The sequence below is a fragment of the Virgibacillus phasianinus genome (assembly GCF_002216775.1).
Taxonomy (GTDB): Bacteria; Bacillota; Bacilli; order Bacillales; family Amphibacillaceae; genus Virgibacillus_F; species Virgibacillus_F phasianinus.
In genome coordinates this window covers 304,975-322,147 of record NZ_CP022315.1, presented here as the reverse complement: position 1 = coordinate 322,147, position 17,173 = coordinate 304,975, and the positions used below count along the sequence as shown (strand labels likewise).

General features: G+C 39.0%; 15 protein-coding genes and 1 riboswitch. Of the genes, 12 read left to right on the top strand and 3 right to left on the bottom strand.

Annotated features, from left to right (window positions below):
- Nucleotides 1-165: 165 nt before the first annotated feature.
- The 4 genes from CFK37_RS01555 (at nucleotide 166) to CFK37_RS20100 (ending at nucleotide 4,780) form a co-directional block, all read left to right on the top strand.
- Entirely contained in the window at nucleotides 166-1,587 is a 1,422-nt protein-coding gene (locus tag CFK37_RS01555) for an MDR family MFS transporter (RefSeq protein WP_089060266.1), read from the top strand.
- A 261-nt stretch (nucleotides 1,588-1,848) separates the two neighbouring features.
- Entirely contained in the window at nucleotides 1,849-2,856 is a 1,008-nt protein-coding gene (locus tag CFK37_RS01550) for an NADP-dependent oxidoreductase (RefSeq protein ID WP_089060265.1), read from the top strand.
- A gap of 163 nt (nucleotides 2,857-3,019) precedes the next feature.
- Nucleotides 3,020-4,564 (top strand): multicopper oxidase family protein, encoded by a 1,545-nt coding sequence (locus CFK37_RS01545; RefSeq protein ID WP_089060264.1) that lies wholly within the window; start codon nucleotides 3,020-3,022, stop codon nucleotides 4,562-4,564.
- A gap of 51 nt (nucleotides 4,565-4,615) precedes the next feature.
- Entirely contained in the window at nucleotides 4,616-4,780 is a 165-nt protein-coding gene (locus tag CFK37_RS20100) for a hypothetical protein (RefSeq protein WP_172840439.1), read from the top strand.
- Nucleotides 4,781-4,828: 48 nt separating this feature from the next.
- Here CFK37_RS20100 and CFK37_RS01540 read toward each other — a convergent pair whose 3' ends face one another.
- The 3 genes from CFK37_RS01540 to CFK37_RS01530 form a co-directional block, all read right to left on the bottom strand.
- The gene (locus CFK37_RS01540) at nucleotides 4,829-5,956 is read right to left on the bottom strand and encodes a 5-methyltetrahydropteroyltriglutamate--homocysteine S-methyltransferase (protein WP_089060263.1); all 1,128 of its coding nucleotides are present in this window, start codon (nucleotides 5,954-5,956) and stop codon (nucleotides 4,829-4,831) included.
- 95 nt (nucleotides 5,957-6,051) lie between these two features.
- A riboswitch (SAM riboswitch) is annotated at nucleotides 6,052-6,156 on the bottom strand.
- Nucleotides 6,157-6,624: 468 nt separating this feature from the next.
- Nucleotides 6,625-8,142 (bottom strand): sodium:solute symporter family protein, encoded by a 1,518-nt coding sequence (locus CFK37_RS01535; protein ID WP_089060262.1) that lies wholly within the window; start codon nucleotides 8,140-8,142, stop codon nucleotides 6,625-6,627.
- A 78-nt stretch (nucleotides 8,143-8,220) separates the two neighbouring features.
- Nucleotides 8,221-9,090, bottom strand: a complete 870-nt coding sequence (locus tag CFK37_RS01530) for an N-acetylneuraminate lyase (RefSeq protein ID WP_089060261.1) — start codon at nucleotides 9,088-9,090, stop codon at nucleotides 8,221-8,223.
- A gap of 177 nt (nucleotides 9,091-9,267) precedes the next feature.
- Between CFK37_RS01530 and CFK37_RS01525 the strand changes: the two genes are divergently transcribed.
- The 8 genes from CFK37_RS01525 (at nucleotide 9,268) to CFK37_RS01490 (ending at nucleotide 17,159) form a co-directional block, all read left to right on the top strand.
- On the top strand, nucleotides 9,268-9,957 hold the full coding sequence (locus CFK37_RS01525; protein WP_089060260.1) for a FadR/GntR family transcriptional regulator: 690 nt from the start codon (nucleotides 9,268-9,270) through the stop codon (nucleotides 9,955-9,957).
- A gap of 1 nt (nucleotide 9,958) precedes the next feature.
- Nucleotides 9,959-10,630 (top strand): FadR/GntR family transcriptional regulator, encoded by a 672-nt coding sequence (locus CFK37_RS01520; protein WP_089060259.1) that lies wholly within the window; start codon nucleotides 9,959-9,961, stop codon nucleotides 10,628-10,630.
- 74 nt (nucleotides 10,631-10,704) lie between these two features.
- Complete coding sequence (locus CFK37_RS01515; protein ID WP_089060258.1) at nucleotides 10,705-11,580, top strand: ROK family protein; 876 nt, start codon at nucleotides 10,705-10,707, stop codon at nucleotides 11,578-11,580.
- Between the two features lie 24 nt (nucleotides 11,581-11,604).
- Nucleotides 11,605-12,288, top strand: a complete 684-nt coding sequence (locus tag CFK37_RS01510) for an N-acetylmannosamine-6-phosphate 2-epimerase (RefSeq protein WP_089060257.1) — start codon at nucleotides 11,605-11,607, stop codon at nucleotides 12,286-12,288.
- 21 nt (nucleotides 12,289-12,309) lie between these two features.
- Nucleotides 12,310-13,614 (top strand): M20 family metallo-hydrolase, encoded by a 1,305-nt coding sequence (locus CFK37_RS01505; protein ID WP_089060256.1) that lies wholly within the window; start codon nucleotides 12,310-12,312, stop codon nucleotides 13,612-13,614.
- Between the two features lie 207 nt (nucleotides 13,615-13,821).
- The gene (uxaC, locus tag CFK37_RS01500) at nucleotides 13,822-15,219 is read left to right on the top strand and encodes a glucuronate isomerase (RefSeq protein ID WP_089060255.1); all 1,398 of its coding nucleotides are present in this window, start codon (nucleotides 13,822-13,824) and stop codon (nucleotides 15,217-15,219) included.
- A 42-nt stretch (nucleotides 15,220-15,261) separates the two neighbouring features.
- Complete coding sequence (gene uxuA, locus CFK37_RS01495) at nucleotides 15,262-16,296, top strand: mannonate dehydratase (RefSeq protein WP_089060254.1); 1,035 nt, start codon at nucleotides 15,262-15,264, stop codon at nucleotides 16,294-16,296.
- An 11-nt stretch (nucleotides 16,297-16,307) separates the two neighbouring features.
- On the top strand, nucleotides 16,308-17,159 hold the full coding sequence (locus tag CFK37_RS01490; protein ID WP_089060253.1) for an SDR family oxidoreductase: 852 nt from the start codon (nucleotides 16,308-16,310) through the stop codon (nucleotides 17,157-17,159).
- The last annotated feature ends 14 nt before the right edge of the window (nucleotides 17,160-17,173 follow it).

Genomic DNA, 17,173 nt, shown 5'->3' with positions numbered 1-17,173 from the left:
TCTCTTTTAGTCGGTCAATTGTTATGTTAAAATGTTTTCTTGTACATGTTGGAATTTCGTATGCAAAATAATTAGTTGTAATTTACAACCAGCGGAATTTGATAAAAAATACTTGTTCAGGTAACGATAAGTATAAATTTTGTAGTAAGAAAGAGGGAAGAGAATATGGTCGAAAATCAAGCTCCGCCAAAACCAGGAGACATAAACTTTAACAAATGGCCAATCATGATTGTATTAATTTCTGGGGCTTTTGTTGCTATTTTAAACCAGACACTTTTGGCAACTGCATTGCCTCACATTATGGCTGACTTGAACTTGGATGCGAACGTTGCTCAGTGGCTGCAGTCCATATTTATGCTTGTCAATGGCATCATGATTCCAATAACAGCATTTTTAATCGGACGTTTTACTACCAGAGGTTTGTTTATCACAGCAATGAGCGTATTTGCTGTAGGTACAATCATTTGTTCAGTCGCACCGACCTTTTCCTTATTGATGGTGGGCAGAATTCTTCAGGCATCAGGTGCTGGTATTATTATGCCGCTAATGCAAACAATCCTATTCCTTATCTTTCCAATCGAAAAGCGGGGAACAGCGATGGGGATGTTTGGTTTAGTTATTGCCTTTGCCCCAGCGATAGGGCCGACTTTATCCGGATGGATGGTTGAACAATTTCCATGGAGAAGCCTATTCTATGTAATATTGCCTATCATTATTATCGATATTATTGTTGCTTACTTCATTTTAAAAAATGTAACAAAACAAACATTTCCAAAACTTGATATCTTATCCATTATTTTATCTTCCTTAGGATTTGGAGGTCTGTTGTTCGGATTTAGTACCGCCGGAGGAAGCGGATGGGGAAGCACGCAAGTGATTGTTTCCATGGTAATTGGTGCTGTAGCACTAACCTGGTTTATTTTGAGACAGATGAAACTTGATGAACCAATACTTGAATTTAGGGTGTTTAAAAATTCAATTTTCACTTTAACAACAGCCCTTGGTATGGTTGTATTTATTGCTATGATCGGTGCATCAGTTATTTTACCATTGCTTATGCAAAATATGTTAGGTTTTACTGCATTTGAATCAGGGTTAATGCTCTTGCCTGGTGCCCTTCTGATGGGATTTATGAATCCTATCACTGGAAGGCTGTTCGATAAGTTTGGTGCCAGATGGCTGTGTATCATTGGGTTAAGTATCGTAGTCATCACAACATTCATGTTTACTAATCTTACGGCCGAGACAACATTTACGTACTTGGCAGTGGTTAATGCCGTCAGGATGTTTGGCATAGCGATGGTAATGATGCCAGTCACAACAGCTGGATTGAATCAGCTTCCACAGGATTTAATACCACATGGTACAGCTATGAACAATACAATGCGTCAAGTAGCTGGTGCGGTCGGAACAGCCTTGCTCGTAACCGTTATGACAAATAACTTTGACCTTAACGAAGGTGTAAAAGGAATGGTTCATGGTGTTAATGTATCCTTTATCGTTGCAGGTATTTTTGCCATTATTGGTCTCGTGATGTCCTTCTTTATAAAAAGTTCTCGTCCCAAAATGGTAAAGGCTAGACAATAATAGAGGCTTAAAAAAGTTTTAGCCGGAGAGAAATCCGAACTATGATTCAAAATTCTTTAATTAGATTTTGTAGTAGTTCGGATATTTTTTTTGCTGCTTTTGTAAACTTTACTGCTAATTGTCTATAGACTGCTGCGAAGTATGCGCTGGTTTGTTTTCCGCTGCGGACCGTTGCCTTCCGTTGTTTCGAATAATTTAAACGTTGGATGATTACCACAAATACCTGTATATTTGGTATATAAATAGAGAGGATGAGATAGTTTGCAGCAACAAATTAAACTTGTAAAAAGACCAGTAGGAATACCAACAGAAAAGGATTTTGAATTTGCCCAGGTACCCATTGGAGAACCTGTTAAAGGTGAAGTGCTTGTCCGAACAGTATATATATCCGTAGACCCATATTTACGGGGGCGCATGAACGATGTGAAATCTTATGTTCCGCCGTTTGAACTCAATACAGTCATTTCAAGCGGTGTTATTGGGCAGGTGGTTGAATCAAAATCCACACGATTTGAAAAAAATGATATTGTCACGGGTATGCTGGGATGGCAGCAGTATTCAGTTGCAGGGGAATCCGAAATTCGAAAGGTTGATGCTACCATTGCACCTGCCTCCGCATACTTAAGTGTATTAGGACTGACAGGCTTAACCGCTTACTTTGGATTACTGGAAATCGGTCAGCCCAAAGAAGGCGAAACGGTTGTTGTGTCTGGGGCTGCAGGTGCGGTTGGTTCAATGGTCGGTCAATTAGCAAAAATTAAAGGTACTCGGGTAGTAGGAATTGCCGGTTCGGATGAGAAAGTAAATTACCTGATAAACAAATTAGGATTTGATGCAGCGATTAATTATAAAACAGAAAATGTTAAAGAGGCATTGAAAAAAGCATGCCCAAATGGGATAGATGTTTATTATGAAAATGTTGGCGGAGAAATAGGTGACGCCGTATTACCGCTTTTGAATAAGTTTGCGCGCATTCCTGTTTGCGGGGCTATTTCCACCTACAATAACAAGGAAGCTGATATTGGCCTTCGTGTACAAAGCTATTTAATTAAAACGAGCTCATTGATGAAAGGCTTCACGGTTGGTGATTATTCATCCAGGTTTCAAGAAGGAGCAGAAGCATTGGCAGGATGGCTGCAAGAAGGAAAGTTACAATATGAAGAAACAGTTACAGATGGGTTTGAACATACGATTGATGCATTTCTTGATTTATTCAAAGGAGCAAACATAGGCAAAGCCGTTGTGAAGGTAGCCGAGATTGAAAAGTAACGTAGACAGGGTCATGCATCCATGGGTTATCAACTTAATGGAAGCATGACCCTTTTACTAAGGTTTTCACAATAAAGTGTAAATTATAGTTATTCCGCCCGTTCATAAATGGTCTTTCTGTCATCTACTGTATAAATACCTATATTATACAGGAGTGGGCAATATGAAACTTACAAAGTTTGTTGATCGGTTACCGATCATGGATATCATTAAGCCGAAACGGAAAAATAAAAAAGGATCTTATTACGAGGTGCGAATGGAAGAGTTTAAGCAAAAGTTGCATAGGGACTTAAGGCCAACGCGGTTATGGGGATACAATCGCCAGTTCCCGGGACCTACATTTGATGTCAAACAGGGCGAACCAATACAGGTGAAATGGATGAATAATTTGCCATCAAGACATATCCTTCCAGTTGATCGGTCCATTCACGAAGTAGCACAACATCCGGAAGTACGGACAGTTACTCATTTGCATGGCAGCGAGACCAAATCAGCAAGTGATGGTTATCCAGAGGCTTGGTTTACAAAAGACTTTAAAAAAGTGGGACCATTTTTTAAAAGGGAGGTTTATGAATATCCGAACAGGCAGCGGGCCACAATGCTTTGGTACCATGATCACTCCATGGGGATTACAAGATTAAATATGTATGCAGGACTCGCCGGTGCATATATAATCCGCAACGAACAGGAAAAATTATTGAAATTACCAAAAGGAAAATATGAAATCCCCCTCGTGATTCAGGATCGTTCATTCAATGATGATGGGTCCCTGTCATATCCAAGACAACCAGCAGATCCAGCAGATAACTTACCTAACCCCTCAATTACACCATTCTTTCTTGGTGATAAAATAATCGTGAATGGAAAAGTATGGCCATATTTTGAAGTTGAACCACGTAAATATCGCTTTCGCATTTTAAACGCATCAAATACCCGGGCCTATCAGCTGTATCTTGATTCAAATCAGCCTTTTTATCAAATAGGCTCAGATGGAGGTTTATTGAAAAAAACAGTGAAAATTAATAAATTGACAATTGAGCCAGCGGAACGGGTCGATGTCATTCTAGATTTCTCAAAGTATGAAGGTATGAAGGTAATTTTAAAAAACAATCTGGGACCAAATGCGGATCCAGAAGATGAAACAGATGAAGTGATGCAATTTGACGTGAGTTTGCCGATGGAGGAAAGGGATGATAGCAACATTCCTCATAATCTATCCCGTATTCCTTCACTAAAGCAGAACAAGATTGATGCAATTCGAAATTTGAAACTAGTCGGTTCAACCGATAAATACAACCGTCCATTATTGTTACTGGATAATAAAAAATGGATGGATCCTGTCACGGAGAAACCTAATCTTGGTGCAACGGAAATCTGGACATTGATGAACATTACTGGATTTACCCATCCAATTCATATTCATTTGATCCAATTTCAAATATTAGACCGCCGTCCATTTGATTTAGATCTATATAACAAGGACGGAAGAATCGTTTATACTGGCCCATCAAGGCCACCGGAACCAAATGAACGCGGTTGGAAAGACACTGTACCAGCACCGTCAGCCCAGATTACACGGGTTATTGCGAAATTCACCCCATATACTGGTGATTACGTATGGCACTGTCATATATTGGAGCATGAGGATTATGACATGATGCGGCCACTTAGGGTCATCGATCCCAATCATACAGATGATAAGGAATAAATGATAATTCCTCCTTTTTTAGGCAAAATAAGGTTATAGGAGGGATTATAGATGGATCAAAAGAAAAGGAAGTCACAAATAGACGACAGTGTTGTTGCTCCAGGTGCTCCTGAAGATGCTCTTGATAAAAAAGCAACACAGGCTGAAATTGAGAATGGTGAATCTACAAAAGTTACCAGGCTAATGTATGATGAATATGATCCAAGTGAGAGATAAATTTATAAAAAGTGAAGGGTGGTGGGCTCTTCACTTTTTTATTTAAACCTACTTCCAAACTTCATTGGCAATGGTAACAACATGTCTAAGTTTTTCCCATTGTTCTTTTTCGGATAAAATATTTCCTTCCTCAGTCGATGCAAAGCCACACTGCGGGCTTAAACACAGTTGATTTATATTCACAAAACTTGCTGCTTTATCAATCCTTCGTTTAACTAATTCAGGATCTTCTAGCTCACCGAATTTAGATGTGACTAGGCCTAGGACTAGTTGCAAGTCGGGGCGTTTCACATAGCGGAGCGGTTCAAACCCGCCTGAACGTTCATCGTCATACTCAAGGAATAACCCATCTACATCCAGCCCATCAAACAATGTTTCTGAAACGGCGTCATAACCTCCAGAAGCTGCATACGTTGATTTAAAATTACCACGGCAAATATGCATGGTTATCCGCATGTCAGCTGGTTTTTTAGCAATTGACGTATTAATTAATTTGGCAAAGAACTGCTGCAGTTGCTCTGGTTCCTGTCCTTTTGCCCGAATTTGTTCATGACCATGCTCCGAGAAGAACAGAGACCATGAGGTATCATCCAATTGTAAGTAGCGGCAGCCTGCATCATAGAAGGCTTGAATCGCCTTTTGGTACGCTTGGGTTAAATCCCGTAACAGCAGGTCTTGGTCGTCATACAAGTCATTTTCAAAATCCCCTCGAAAATAAAGCATATTTGGGCTTGGGATAGTCATCTTAGCTGTATGGGAACCTGCAATATTATGAAGGAATTTATAATGTTCCAGCATTGGATGGTTGTGAAAGTTGATTTTGCCTGTTACTTTTATTGCATGCGCTTTTGTTTTTGTTCCATGGAACTGAATGCCGCTATCTGATTCATAGCCTTCTACACCTTCCAGGTTTTCCAGAAAGTCAAAATGCCACCAGGCCCTGCGGAACTCCCCATCTGTTACAGCCTGTAATCCAACTTCCTTTTGTTTTTCTACAATTCTTGTGATTTCAGCATCTTCAATCAGACGCAATTCATCAGAAGTTAATTCTCCAGTTATTTTTTGGATTCGTGCCCATTTAATTCGGTCGGATCGTAACAAGCTCCCTACATGATCACCACGAAATGGCGCTACTACATGGTTTGTTTTTGGCTCGGATTGCTGTGATTGTACCATTCATCATTCCCACTTTCTTTGTGTGATTTTTTGACAGAAGAAAAATATAATAAGGGCCCTCTATAAAGAAGAAGGCCCTTAGTGGATAATCATTCTTCTTATCTGCCGGTAACTAGTACCTGGTGGAATTAGCACCGTGCCATAATTGGCTGGTTGCTGAGGTGTCATCGGGCCAGTCCCTATACCTCTCTTGATAAGCTGAAGCTATAAAATTAGTTTGTATTCTGTTAACTTCTTTTTTCATACTTTATACCAGTTGGAAATAGTAGTCAAGTGGATTTGTTCTATACTTTAAGGAAGTATAAACGAAAATATGTTTAGCGTAAAAGGCTGGGACATAATTAAAATATTTGAGTCAAAGACGAACAATCACAGGGTAGCCAGTTTAAAACGTTAATTTTTAAATAGTCGGATCTAATTCGCAGTTGATATAAATAGCGACAGATGCGCTGGGTTGTTTTCCGCTGCGGACCGTTGCTTTCCGCAGCGACCGCCGGGGTGATAATTTTTAGTTACGTTGCAGTTTATGGACAATTCGCAATAAGGTTTAAAAAACAGCCAAGAAAAATATCCGAACTAATCCAAATTCTAATTAAAGAATTTGGAATCATAGTTCGGATTTCCCCATGACTGAATCACTTTTGTCTCAGCCTCTTACACTTTTCTAATTATGAAACTTTAGTCTTTGAATCAGGCTTAACATATGCTTCATTTCTACTGAAAATAGTAAGCCCAGTTGTATTTTTGTTATATTTCGGGAAGAAGAAACTTGCTACATATCCAAATATAAATGATGTAAAGAATGAGACGACACTAACGGCAAATGGTGTCAAGTCTGTTTGCTGAATAAAGTAGGAAGTAATCGCACTTAAGAATAATCCGATTAATACCCCAGGTGCATTTGCCCGTTTGGTAAAGATTCCGAGGGCAAAGATACCCGCTATTGGCACACCGAACAATCCAGTAAGCGCTAAGAACAAGTTCCATGTTTCCGCACGATTGGTGGAAACCAAATAGAGCGCAGCAGCCATTCCAAGAATACCGGCAATAATAATAGCTATTCTTGCAATCCATACATCCTGACCGGTTTTACCAAAGAATCGTTGTTTAAAATCAACCGTCACACATGCTGAAAGACTGTTTAAACTAGATGAAATCGTTGATTGACAAGCCGCGAATATCGCAGCAATCAGTAAACCTGCAACACCAACAGGCAAGGTTGTTACGATAAAATAAGGAACGACCGCTGAGGTATTAAATCCATCAGGAAGTGCTTCCACATTTGAATAGTAACTGTAAAGAACAGTACCCATTCCATAGAAGATTGGAATCGTAACGAGAGCTAAAATACCGTTTGTCCAAAGTGATTTATTTGTTTCTTTTATAGAACTGGTTGTTTGGTAACGCTGCACAACATCCTGACTTGCGGTGTATTGATGCAGGTTATTAAAAATCGAACCGATAAAGATAATTGGAATTGCAGCAGCTGCTGCCCCAAATTGGAAATTATCCACGGTGATCAATTTATCATTAGCTAATGCATCGCTTATTACAGTCGAGAAGCCGCCGTTAATGGTGAAAATACCTAATATAACAACTAGTAGTGCGCCCCCAAGTAATAAAATTCCTTGAATAACATCGCTCCAAATAACACCTTCCATACCACCTAAGAACGTATAGATGATACATAAACCGCCAACAGCGGAAGCGATTAAAATTGGATTAATGTTTGATACAGAAGTAATGGCTAATGTCGGCAGATAAATAACAATGGCGACACGACCAATATGGAAAAGAATAAATAATAAACTTCCGATTACGCGCAACGAGACACCAAATCGTTCTTCTAAATATTCATAGGCTGTTGTTACATTCAATTTTCTAAAGAACGGAATGTAAAAGTAGATTAATACAGGTATAATTGCGAATATCGCAAGGTTACCTGCCGCATATGACCAATCTGTCAAAAATGCCTGTTCAGGTGTTGACATAAAAGTAATCGCACTTAATGTTGTTGCATAGATACTGAACCCTGCTGCCCAGGCAGGAATTTTACCACTTGCGGTAAAGAATGCATCTGTGTTTTTTCCTGATCTTTTTGTGAAGTAAACGCCTACCCCTAACATTGCAACTAAATAGACAACTAACACGATCCAGTTAATTGCACCAAGACCTACTTTATCCATTATAAGTTCCCCCTTTAAATATAATGAAGCGCTTTCTTATTTTTCGGCAAAAGTCTATCAAGACCTTTGCCTTACCTATTATAAATCGAAATCAGTTACCAGTTGTTTGACTTCTCCTTTTTTACCTGAATCAAAGGAATGCATGGGTTTTTTACAGATTCCAGCGTCAATACCTTTGACATTTAGAACTTCTTTCAATGTTTGGTACAAGCCTAAGTCCAAAACCTTTTCTATTAAATCATTTGTTACATGCTGTACTTCATAGGCTTCAGCAACTTTACCAGCGTGGCATAGTTCCATAATCTGTTTAGCCCGTTTTCCATTGATATTAAATGTACTGCCGATTGCACCGTCAACCCCGGATACTACACCATAAATCAGCATTTCATCAAATCCGGAATAGATGAGTTTGTTAGGATATTTTTTTCTTAAGCGTTCTAGCATAAAGAAGTTTGCGTCTGTGTATTTCACGCCAATAATTTTTTCATTTTGAAAGAGCTCATCAAATTGATCCATTGACACGGATACACCTGTCAGGGCCGGAATGGCATAGATAATCATATTATTGCCAGTTGCTTCAGTAATCGCATTATAATAATTTTTGATCTCATCGAAGGTAAATTTATAGTAAAAAGGTGTGACAGCAGATAAACTATCATATCCTAGCTCCGTTGCGTATTTCCCAAGTTCGATAGCTTCGTCGAGATTAATAGATCCTACTTGTGCGATAAGCTTAACATCGCCATTGTTCTCCTCGCTTGCAATTTTAAAAACAGCTTTTTTTTGTTCAGTAGTCAGCATGAAGTTCTCACCGGAACTACCATTAACATATAGCCCATCTACCTGTTGAACATCTATATTTTGTCTAACGATTTCGCGTAAACCTTGTTCTTTAATGTTGCCTTCCTCATCAAATGGGACGAGTAAAGCGGAAAATAAACCTTTCACATTAACGCCTCCTATATAAATTGATAAAATGTACTAACAAAGATATAATATTGTCAGACCAATTTTATTTGTACCTTCATAATAAAAGCTTCATAATCAAAAGTCAATGATTTTTGGTAAGGGCTTTCACAAACGCTCTTGCAATATATGGTATTATGAAAAAATAGAGGTGTTGATATGGGGATACAGAAGACGTCATTAGTGGATATAGTAGTGGAACGGATTAAGAGTTCTATTACAGAAAAAGGTTTAAGGCCAGGCGACAAATATTTGTCAGAAAAAGAATTGGTTGATCTCCTGCAGGTTAGTCGTACTGTAGTGCGAGAGGCATTAATTTCGCTGCAAACAGTAGGTATTTTACAAGTGAAGCCCGGTGGCGGGGTCTATATTGCGGGGAACCTTGGTTCAATTAATACAATTTTGAAACACCATTACGATACACATGGCGTGAAAATAAGAGAATTAATAGAAATAAGAAAAATTATCGAGCTTGGGGCATTGCGGTTAATCATTGAAAAAGATGTTAACGTGAACATTGCCAGGCTTAATGAAATAAATGAGTCGTATTATCAACAGGTTATCGAAAAACAGGATACAAAAAAGTTTGATCGGCTCTTTCATCAGTCACTGATTAAAGCGACGGATAATGAGTCCTATTATAATTTTAGTGAAATTATCAACGAGTACTTCTCTCTTGTGAAAATAGATTTAGTGGAAAAGGAAAACGAGTTGATAGAGGCATATAAGCAGCACCTAAAAACTATTCAGGCAATAGAAAACAAAAACTTGCCATTAGCCCAGCAGATAATGTCAAATCATTTTGAGCCAATTCTAGCATTTATTAATCAGATGGAGGAAAAAGATTGATATGGATCCAATTAAAGAGACAGAGAGAACATCGCTAAAAAAAACAGTTATTGAAGAAATTAAAAAGTATATGATTGATCATCATTTAAAAGCAGGGGACAAGCTACCAACCGAGCGTAAATTCGTGGAAATGTTCGGTGTTAGCAGATCGGTAATCAGGGAGGCTTTAAGTTACCTTGAAAATACTGGCGTGATACGGGTCAGGCAAGGGCAGGGTGCCTTCTTAAATGAATCAAATATTGATAATCTGTTAAACAACTTTTTCTTTCTCTGGCAAATTAATGGCGGAAAAATACAGGATATATTAAGTCTGCGTATTATATTTGAATCCAGTGCTATTGACGAGATCGTAAATAACCATAGCCGAGTTGAACTGCAGCGGTTAAAGGAAGTTGTTGAAGAAAGCAAGGAAGCAACAACCCTTGAGGAGTTTAGAGAAGCGGATAGTAAGTTTCATAAACAGATATTGCAAGCAACAAACAATTATTTGTTTATCCAAATGACAAATATGATTACCAGTTACTTTTTCGAAGTGAAACATATTCATTTGACAATAGATGAGTATCAAACGTTGATAGCAGAACATGAAGAAATAGTCGAAGCATTACTTAACAAAAAAGCAGATCAAGCGAAAGAACTACTGACACGACATATGAAGAAAACAAAAATCTAGAGGGGGACAGTCCCCCGTTGCGCTAAAGTGGTAAAGCGGTGGGGGACTGTCCCCGCCCGGATAGGAGGGGTGTTATGGCTGAATATCTATCAATTGATATTGGTGGAACGTATATTAAATATGCTTTTATGGACAAGCAGGGGAAATTGCATGGCCATTCAAAAGTCGAGACCAAAGAAAATATTCAACAAGCTCTTCTCAAGCAGGTAGAGAGTATTGTTGATGAGGCATTAAGCATATGTACTGTTAGTGGAGTTGGAATCAGCACTGCAGGGATTGTGGACAGAGAAAAGGGCGAGATAATTTATGCTGGACCAACTATAAAAAACTATAAAGGCACTGCAATCAAGCAGCACCTAATAGATAAGTTTGACTTACCTGTTCATGTTGAAAACGATGTTAATGCAGCATTATTGGGTGAACGGTGGCAAGGTGCAGCCGTAAATGAAAACGATGTGTTTTGTATGACACTTGGAACAGGGATTGGCGGCGCCTACTATCAAACTAGCTTAATGGACGGTTTTAATCATCGAGCCAATTCGGTTGGCTACTTGTTATACGATGAGAAAACAAAAACAAATTATGAAGCAAGAGCATCAACATCTGCATTAAGTAAAATGATTCATAATGAACTCGGATCAGACATATCCACAAGAGACGTTTTCGAACGAGCCAAACGCAGTGACGATGCTTGCTATTCCATTATAGAAATCTGGTCAAAAGAGGTAGCAAAAGGTCTAGCGCAAATTATTATTTTAGTTGACCCGAAATGCATCATTATTGGTGGAGGAATTTCCGCCCAAGGCGACTACTTATTAGACCATATTCAAAAACAAATAGCACAGTTTTTGCCAAGTGAATTTTTAAAAACAGAAATTAAAATTGCTCAATTATATAATGATGCAGCATTATACGGCGCAGTATATCCATTTTTCGTTACAGGGGACTGACCCCAAAAAAGGAGGAAATATAAATTGTTGAATAAAATAAAAGGTGAATTAATTGTTTCTTGTCAGGCCTTAGCTGATGAGCCTTTGCATAGTTCGTTTATCATGTCTAAAATGGCCCTCGCAGCAAAAGAGGGTGGCGCAAAAGGGATACGGGCGAATTCAAAGAAAGATATTATCGAAATAAAAAATGAGGTTGATTTGCCCGTTCTTGGTATAGTGAAGCGGGACTATGATGACAGTGAGGTATTTATTACGGCTACTTATAAAGAAATTGATGAGTTGCTTGAAAGCGGATGTGAAATGATTGCAATGGACGCCACCGAAAGGCAAAGGCCAAATGACATTAGACTGGGGGATTTGGTACAGTATGCGAAGGAACAGAAACCAACTATCCAGTTGATGGCCGATATAGCAACGATAGAAGATGCTGTACAAGCGGAAAAATTAGGATTTGATTGTATTTCTACAACTTTGCATGGTTATACCGAAGAAACCAAAGGGAAGAAGCTTTATCATGAGGAATTTAGTTTTCTCAAAAATGTGCTCAAACGTGTAAATATCCCGGTGATTGCGGAAGGAAATGTAATTACACCTGAAATGGCAAAACAGTGTCTGGAGATTGGCGCATATTCCGTGGTAGTTGGCGGTGCGATTACCCGGCCTAAGCAGATTACCGAACGTTTTATGGAAGCATTGGCGGTTAAATAAGGTTATAAAAAGGAGGATACGATGCCATACAATCCAGCAAATGAATTATTCAACCAATTAATGAAGCCATACAACCTTAACCTGGATCATTCCGGTATCAAGGGCGAAAGAATAGCCGCCCGGCTGTTTGAACAGTCAAAGATAGGTTTTACTAAAGATGGAGGAGTCAAGCGGCCCGGATTTTCTGAGGAAGAAAAACAGGCTAAACAGCTTGTCAAAACGTGGATGCGCGAAGCGGGACTAAAAGTGCGGGAAGACGGAGCAGGAAATGTCATTGGCAGATTGAGTGGAGTATCTGATGACCTTCCCGCAGTTGCTTCCGGATCTCATGTTGATAGTGTGCCAAATGGCGGACACTTTGATGGTCCTGTTGGTGTATTATCAGCATTGGAAGTTGCCGAATCATGGAAAGAAACCAACTATCAACCGAAAAAGCCTTATGAGATTATCGTTTTTACCGACGAAGAAGGATCAAGATTCAATAGCGGGCTAACCGGGAGTATGGCCATGACAGGCAGTGGGGGGCTTTCTGCGAAAAGTCAATTGAATGATTATAATGGTGATTCATTTGAAAAAGTACTGCACAACTATGGCAGCAGCCTGGAGGAATTCAAAAAAGCAAAACGGGATATGAAGGAATTGGAAATGTTTGTTGAAGTTCATATCGAACAAGGGAAAAAGCTTGAACAGGATGAACTTCCTGTTGGAATAGTAAGCGGCATAGCGGGCCCTGCTTGGCTTGAAATAACGTTTACCGGAGAAGCTGGGCATGCTGGCAATACCCCAATGATCGGTCGCAAGGATCCGTTAACAGCCGCGGGAGCATTTCTGCAGAAGGTAGAAGAATTTCCTGGGCAGGTAAGTGAAACAGCTGTAGCAACGATTGGCAAGCTGAATGTTTCTCCGAATGGCATTAATGTGATACCACAGCAGGTTACATTAAATGTTGATATTAGGGATATACATGAGGAAACAAGAGATCGATTACTGAAATTGATTACCCAAGAAGCTGAACAGATTGCAGAAAAAAGAGGAATTGGTATCGATATGAAGCAAACAACTAAAATACAGCCTATTCCCATTAAAGAAGAGCTGCAAAACAAATTAGCTGCGTCTATTTCCAAACATGATTTGCAGCCATCATATATCCCAAGCGGGGCTGGTCATGATGCTATGATGCTTGGTCGTGAAATTCCGGTAGCCATGTTGTTTGTCAGAAGTAAGGACGGGATCAGCCATAATCCAAAAGAATGGTCATCGCTTTCCGATATTGTTACTACCGTGCACGTACTGAAGGAATTTATTGAAGGTGTAATGGATGAATAGAATTGAAATGTAGCCCGGGCAATTCCAGTTTTAACAGTCAAAACTGGAATTGCCCATTTGTATGCTCATAAGTTTAAAGAAAAAGCTTGAAATATAAAACGCTTACATATATGATTGATTTATTAGTTTGTTTGGCAAGCAAACTAATTATAGGTTACAATTGAACAAAGGACCACGGTCCAATTATATGGAAAGGTATGATGTGCGATGAAAACTTTTATTACAGAAGACTTTCTATTATATAGTGATGCAGCCAGAGAACTCTATCATCAAAAAGCTAAAAATCTGCCAATTATTGATTATCATAATCATTTAAATCAAGAGGAGATATTAGCTGATAAAAATTATACGAGTTTGGCAGGAATTTGGCTTGCGGGTGACCATTATAAATGGAGAGCAATGAGAGCGAATGGAATAGATGAAGCTTATATTACTGGTGAAAAAACTGACTATGAGAAGTTTTTGGCCTGGGCTAAAACCGTTCCAAATATGATTGGTAATCCATTATACCACTGGACACATTTAGAATTACTAAACTATTTTAATATAGACCAACTTTTAGATGAACAATCTGCACCTTCCATCTGGGAAGAAGCAAATCAGCAGCTCGCAACGCCAAGTCTGTCAGCAAAATCTTTATTGAGGAAAGAGAAGGTTGAATTTGTGGGAACAACAGATGACCCAACAGATGATTTAGCTACACATGCCCGACTAATGGAAAGTGACTTTGCAACGAAGGTTTCTCCGTCTTTTCGGCCGGATAAAGGTCTTCAGATTGAAAAGGAGGAATTTCTAAAGTGGATAAAACGATTAGAAGAAGCAGCAAATTTACAAATTACCAATTATGAGGACTTATTAACAGGTTTACAAAAGCGTGTTGATTATTTTGATAATCATGGATGTAAAAGTTCCGATCATGGGTTAAGTGTTTTATTCTATGAAGCATCGGCAGAGGAAGATGTTGAAGCAATTTTTCATAAACGGATGAACGGACAAGAATTAACAGCGAAGGAAATAGACCAGTTTAAAACCTACACATTGTTATCGTTAGCCGAAATGTATGCCGATAAAGGATGGGTCATGCAATTACATATAGGAGCGCAGCGGAACAACAATATGCGAATGTTTAATAAGCTTGGCCCGGATAGCGGCTATGATTCTATTGGTGATCAATTAGTAGCTGCACCTCTAGCCAATCTGCTGGATGCCTTGGAGCAAAAGGAGAATCTTCCTAAGACAATTTTGTACAGCTTAAACCCTCGTGATAACTATATTCTTGCTTCAATGGCAGGCAATTATCAAAATGGAGAGATAGCTGGCAAGGTACAGTTTGGGACAGCATGGTGGTATAACGATCATATCGATGGCATGGAAGATCAAATGAAAATTCTTGCGAACGTGGGACTGATTAGTAATTTTGTCGGGATGTTAACAGATTCCAGAAGCTTTTTATCATTCTCCCGCCATGAATATTTCAGAAGAATTTTATGCAACTTACTTGGGACATGGGTCGTTCAAGGGAAGGTGCCAAATGATATGGAGCTTTTAGGGAAGTACGTGGAGAATATTTGCTATTATAATGCAAAACGTTATTTTACACTTTAAGAAAATCTTTATCGGTATAAAGTATTGAAGAGGTGGAGTTTTATGGAAATGAGTTTTCGTTGGTACGGTCAGGATGATCCAGTTACACTGGAACAAATAAGGCAAATACCCGGTATGGTTGGAATTGTTACCGCTATTTATGATATAGCAGTCGGTGATGTTTGGCCATATGAAAAAATTATTGAGTTGAAGCAAAACGTTGAAACACATGGTTTAAAACTTAATGTAATTGAAAGTGTCCCTGTCCATGAAGACATTAAAATGGGTTTGGATACAAGGGACAGGTGGATTGCGAACTACAAGGAAACGTTACGAAATCTTTCAAAAGCTGGTATAAAAACGGTTTGTTATAACTTTATGCCAGTATTTGATTGGACCCGTTCACAGCTTGATGCTCCTTTGGCTGATGGTTCCAATTCATTACTATACGATGATAAATTGGTAAAGGGGATTGATCCATTAAGCGGTGAGCTGCAATTACCTGGATGGGATTTATCCTATCAAACTGACGATCTCAGGAAAATTATCGATCACTACCAAACTATTACAGAACAGGATCTGATGGATAATTTAATCTACTTCCTTAAAGAGGTTGTACCGGTTGCTGAAGAAGAGGATGTTTTGCTAGCTATTCATCCCGACGATCCACCTTGGCCAATATTTGGATTGCCACGTGTTATTACAAATAAAGAAAATGTTCAATACTTGCTGCAAACGGTTGATAGTCCTAATAATGGAATTACGTTTTGCACAGGTTCCTATGGTGCTAACCCGGCAAATGATCTTATCGAAATTATTGAGGCCGCCAAAGGAAGAATTCATTTTGTTCATGCTCGCAATATAAAGTGGACTGGTGAATTATCGTTTCAGGAAACTTCACACCTAACCCGTGATGGATCAATTGATATGGCTTTGGTAATCAAAAAATTACATGATATCGGATTTAACGGGCCTATTCGACCGGACCACGGAAGAATGATTTGGGGTGAACAAGGCAGACCAGGATACGGACTATATGACCGAGCACTTGGTGCAACATATTTAAACGGAATTATCGATACTCTCAACATGGAATAGGAGGCCTCCAAATGCAATTACCATTTAACATTAATTTAAAGGAAAAGGTTGCTGTCATAACTGGTGGCAGTGGTGTACTTGGATCCGTATTATCAAAGTCGCTGGCACAAGCCGGAGCAAAAGTAGTTATTTTAGCAAGGAATAAAAAGAAGATTGATGCGGTAGTTGAACAGATAAAAGAGCAAGGTGGAGAAGCATTCGGATACAGTGTGGATGTATTAAATAAACAGGAATTGGAAGCAGTCCATCAGAATGTTTTGGAAGTAGCTGGACCTTGTTCAATCTTAATAAATGGTGCTGGTGGCAACCATGCCAAAGCCACAACATCAAAGGAATTTTTAAATAAAAATGATTTACAGGACGATGAACAACAAACTTTCTTTGATCTGGACTCGTCTTCAATTGAGGGGTTATTTAACCTTAACTTCATTGGAACGCTGTTACCTACACAGGTCTTTGCAAAAGATATGGTTGATCAAAAGGGTGCGACAGTTATTAATGTGTCATCAATGAATGCCTACCGTCCATTAACCAAAATTCCTGCGTATAGTGGTGCTAAAGCGGCGATAAGCAATTTCACACAATGGTTAGCTGTCCATTTCTCAAAAGTTGGGATTCGTGTTAATGCGATTGCCCCAGGCTTTTTTCTTACTGAACAAAATGAGGCCTTGATGCTTAAGGAAAATGGGGAATTAAGTGAACGCGCAAATAAAATAGTATCACAAACACCATTAGAACGATTTGGTGAGCCAGAGGAGCTTGTTGGGACATTGCTTTGGCTGGTAGATCAACAGTCATCGGGTTTTGTAAATGGAATAGTGGTACCAATTGATGGTGGATTTTCAGCTTATTCAGGTGTTTAGAAAGGATGGAAACA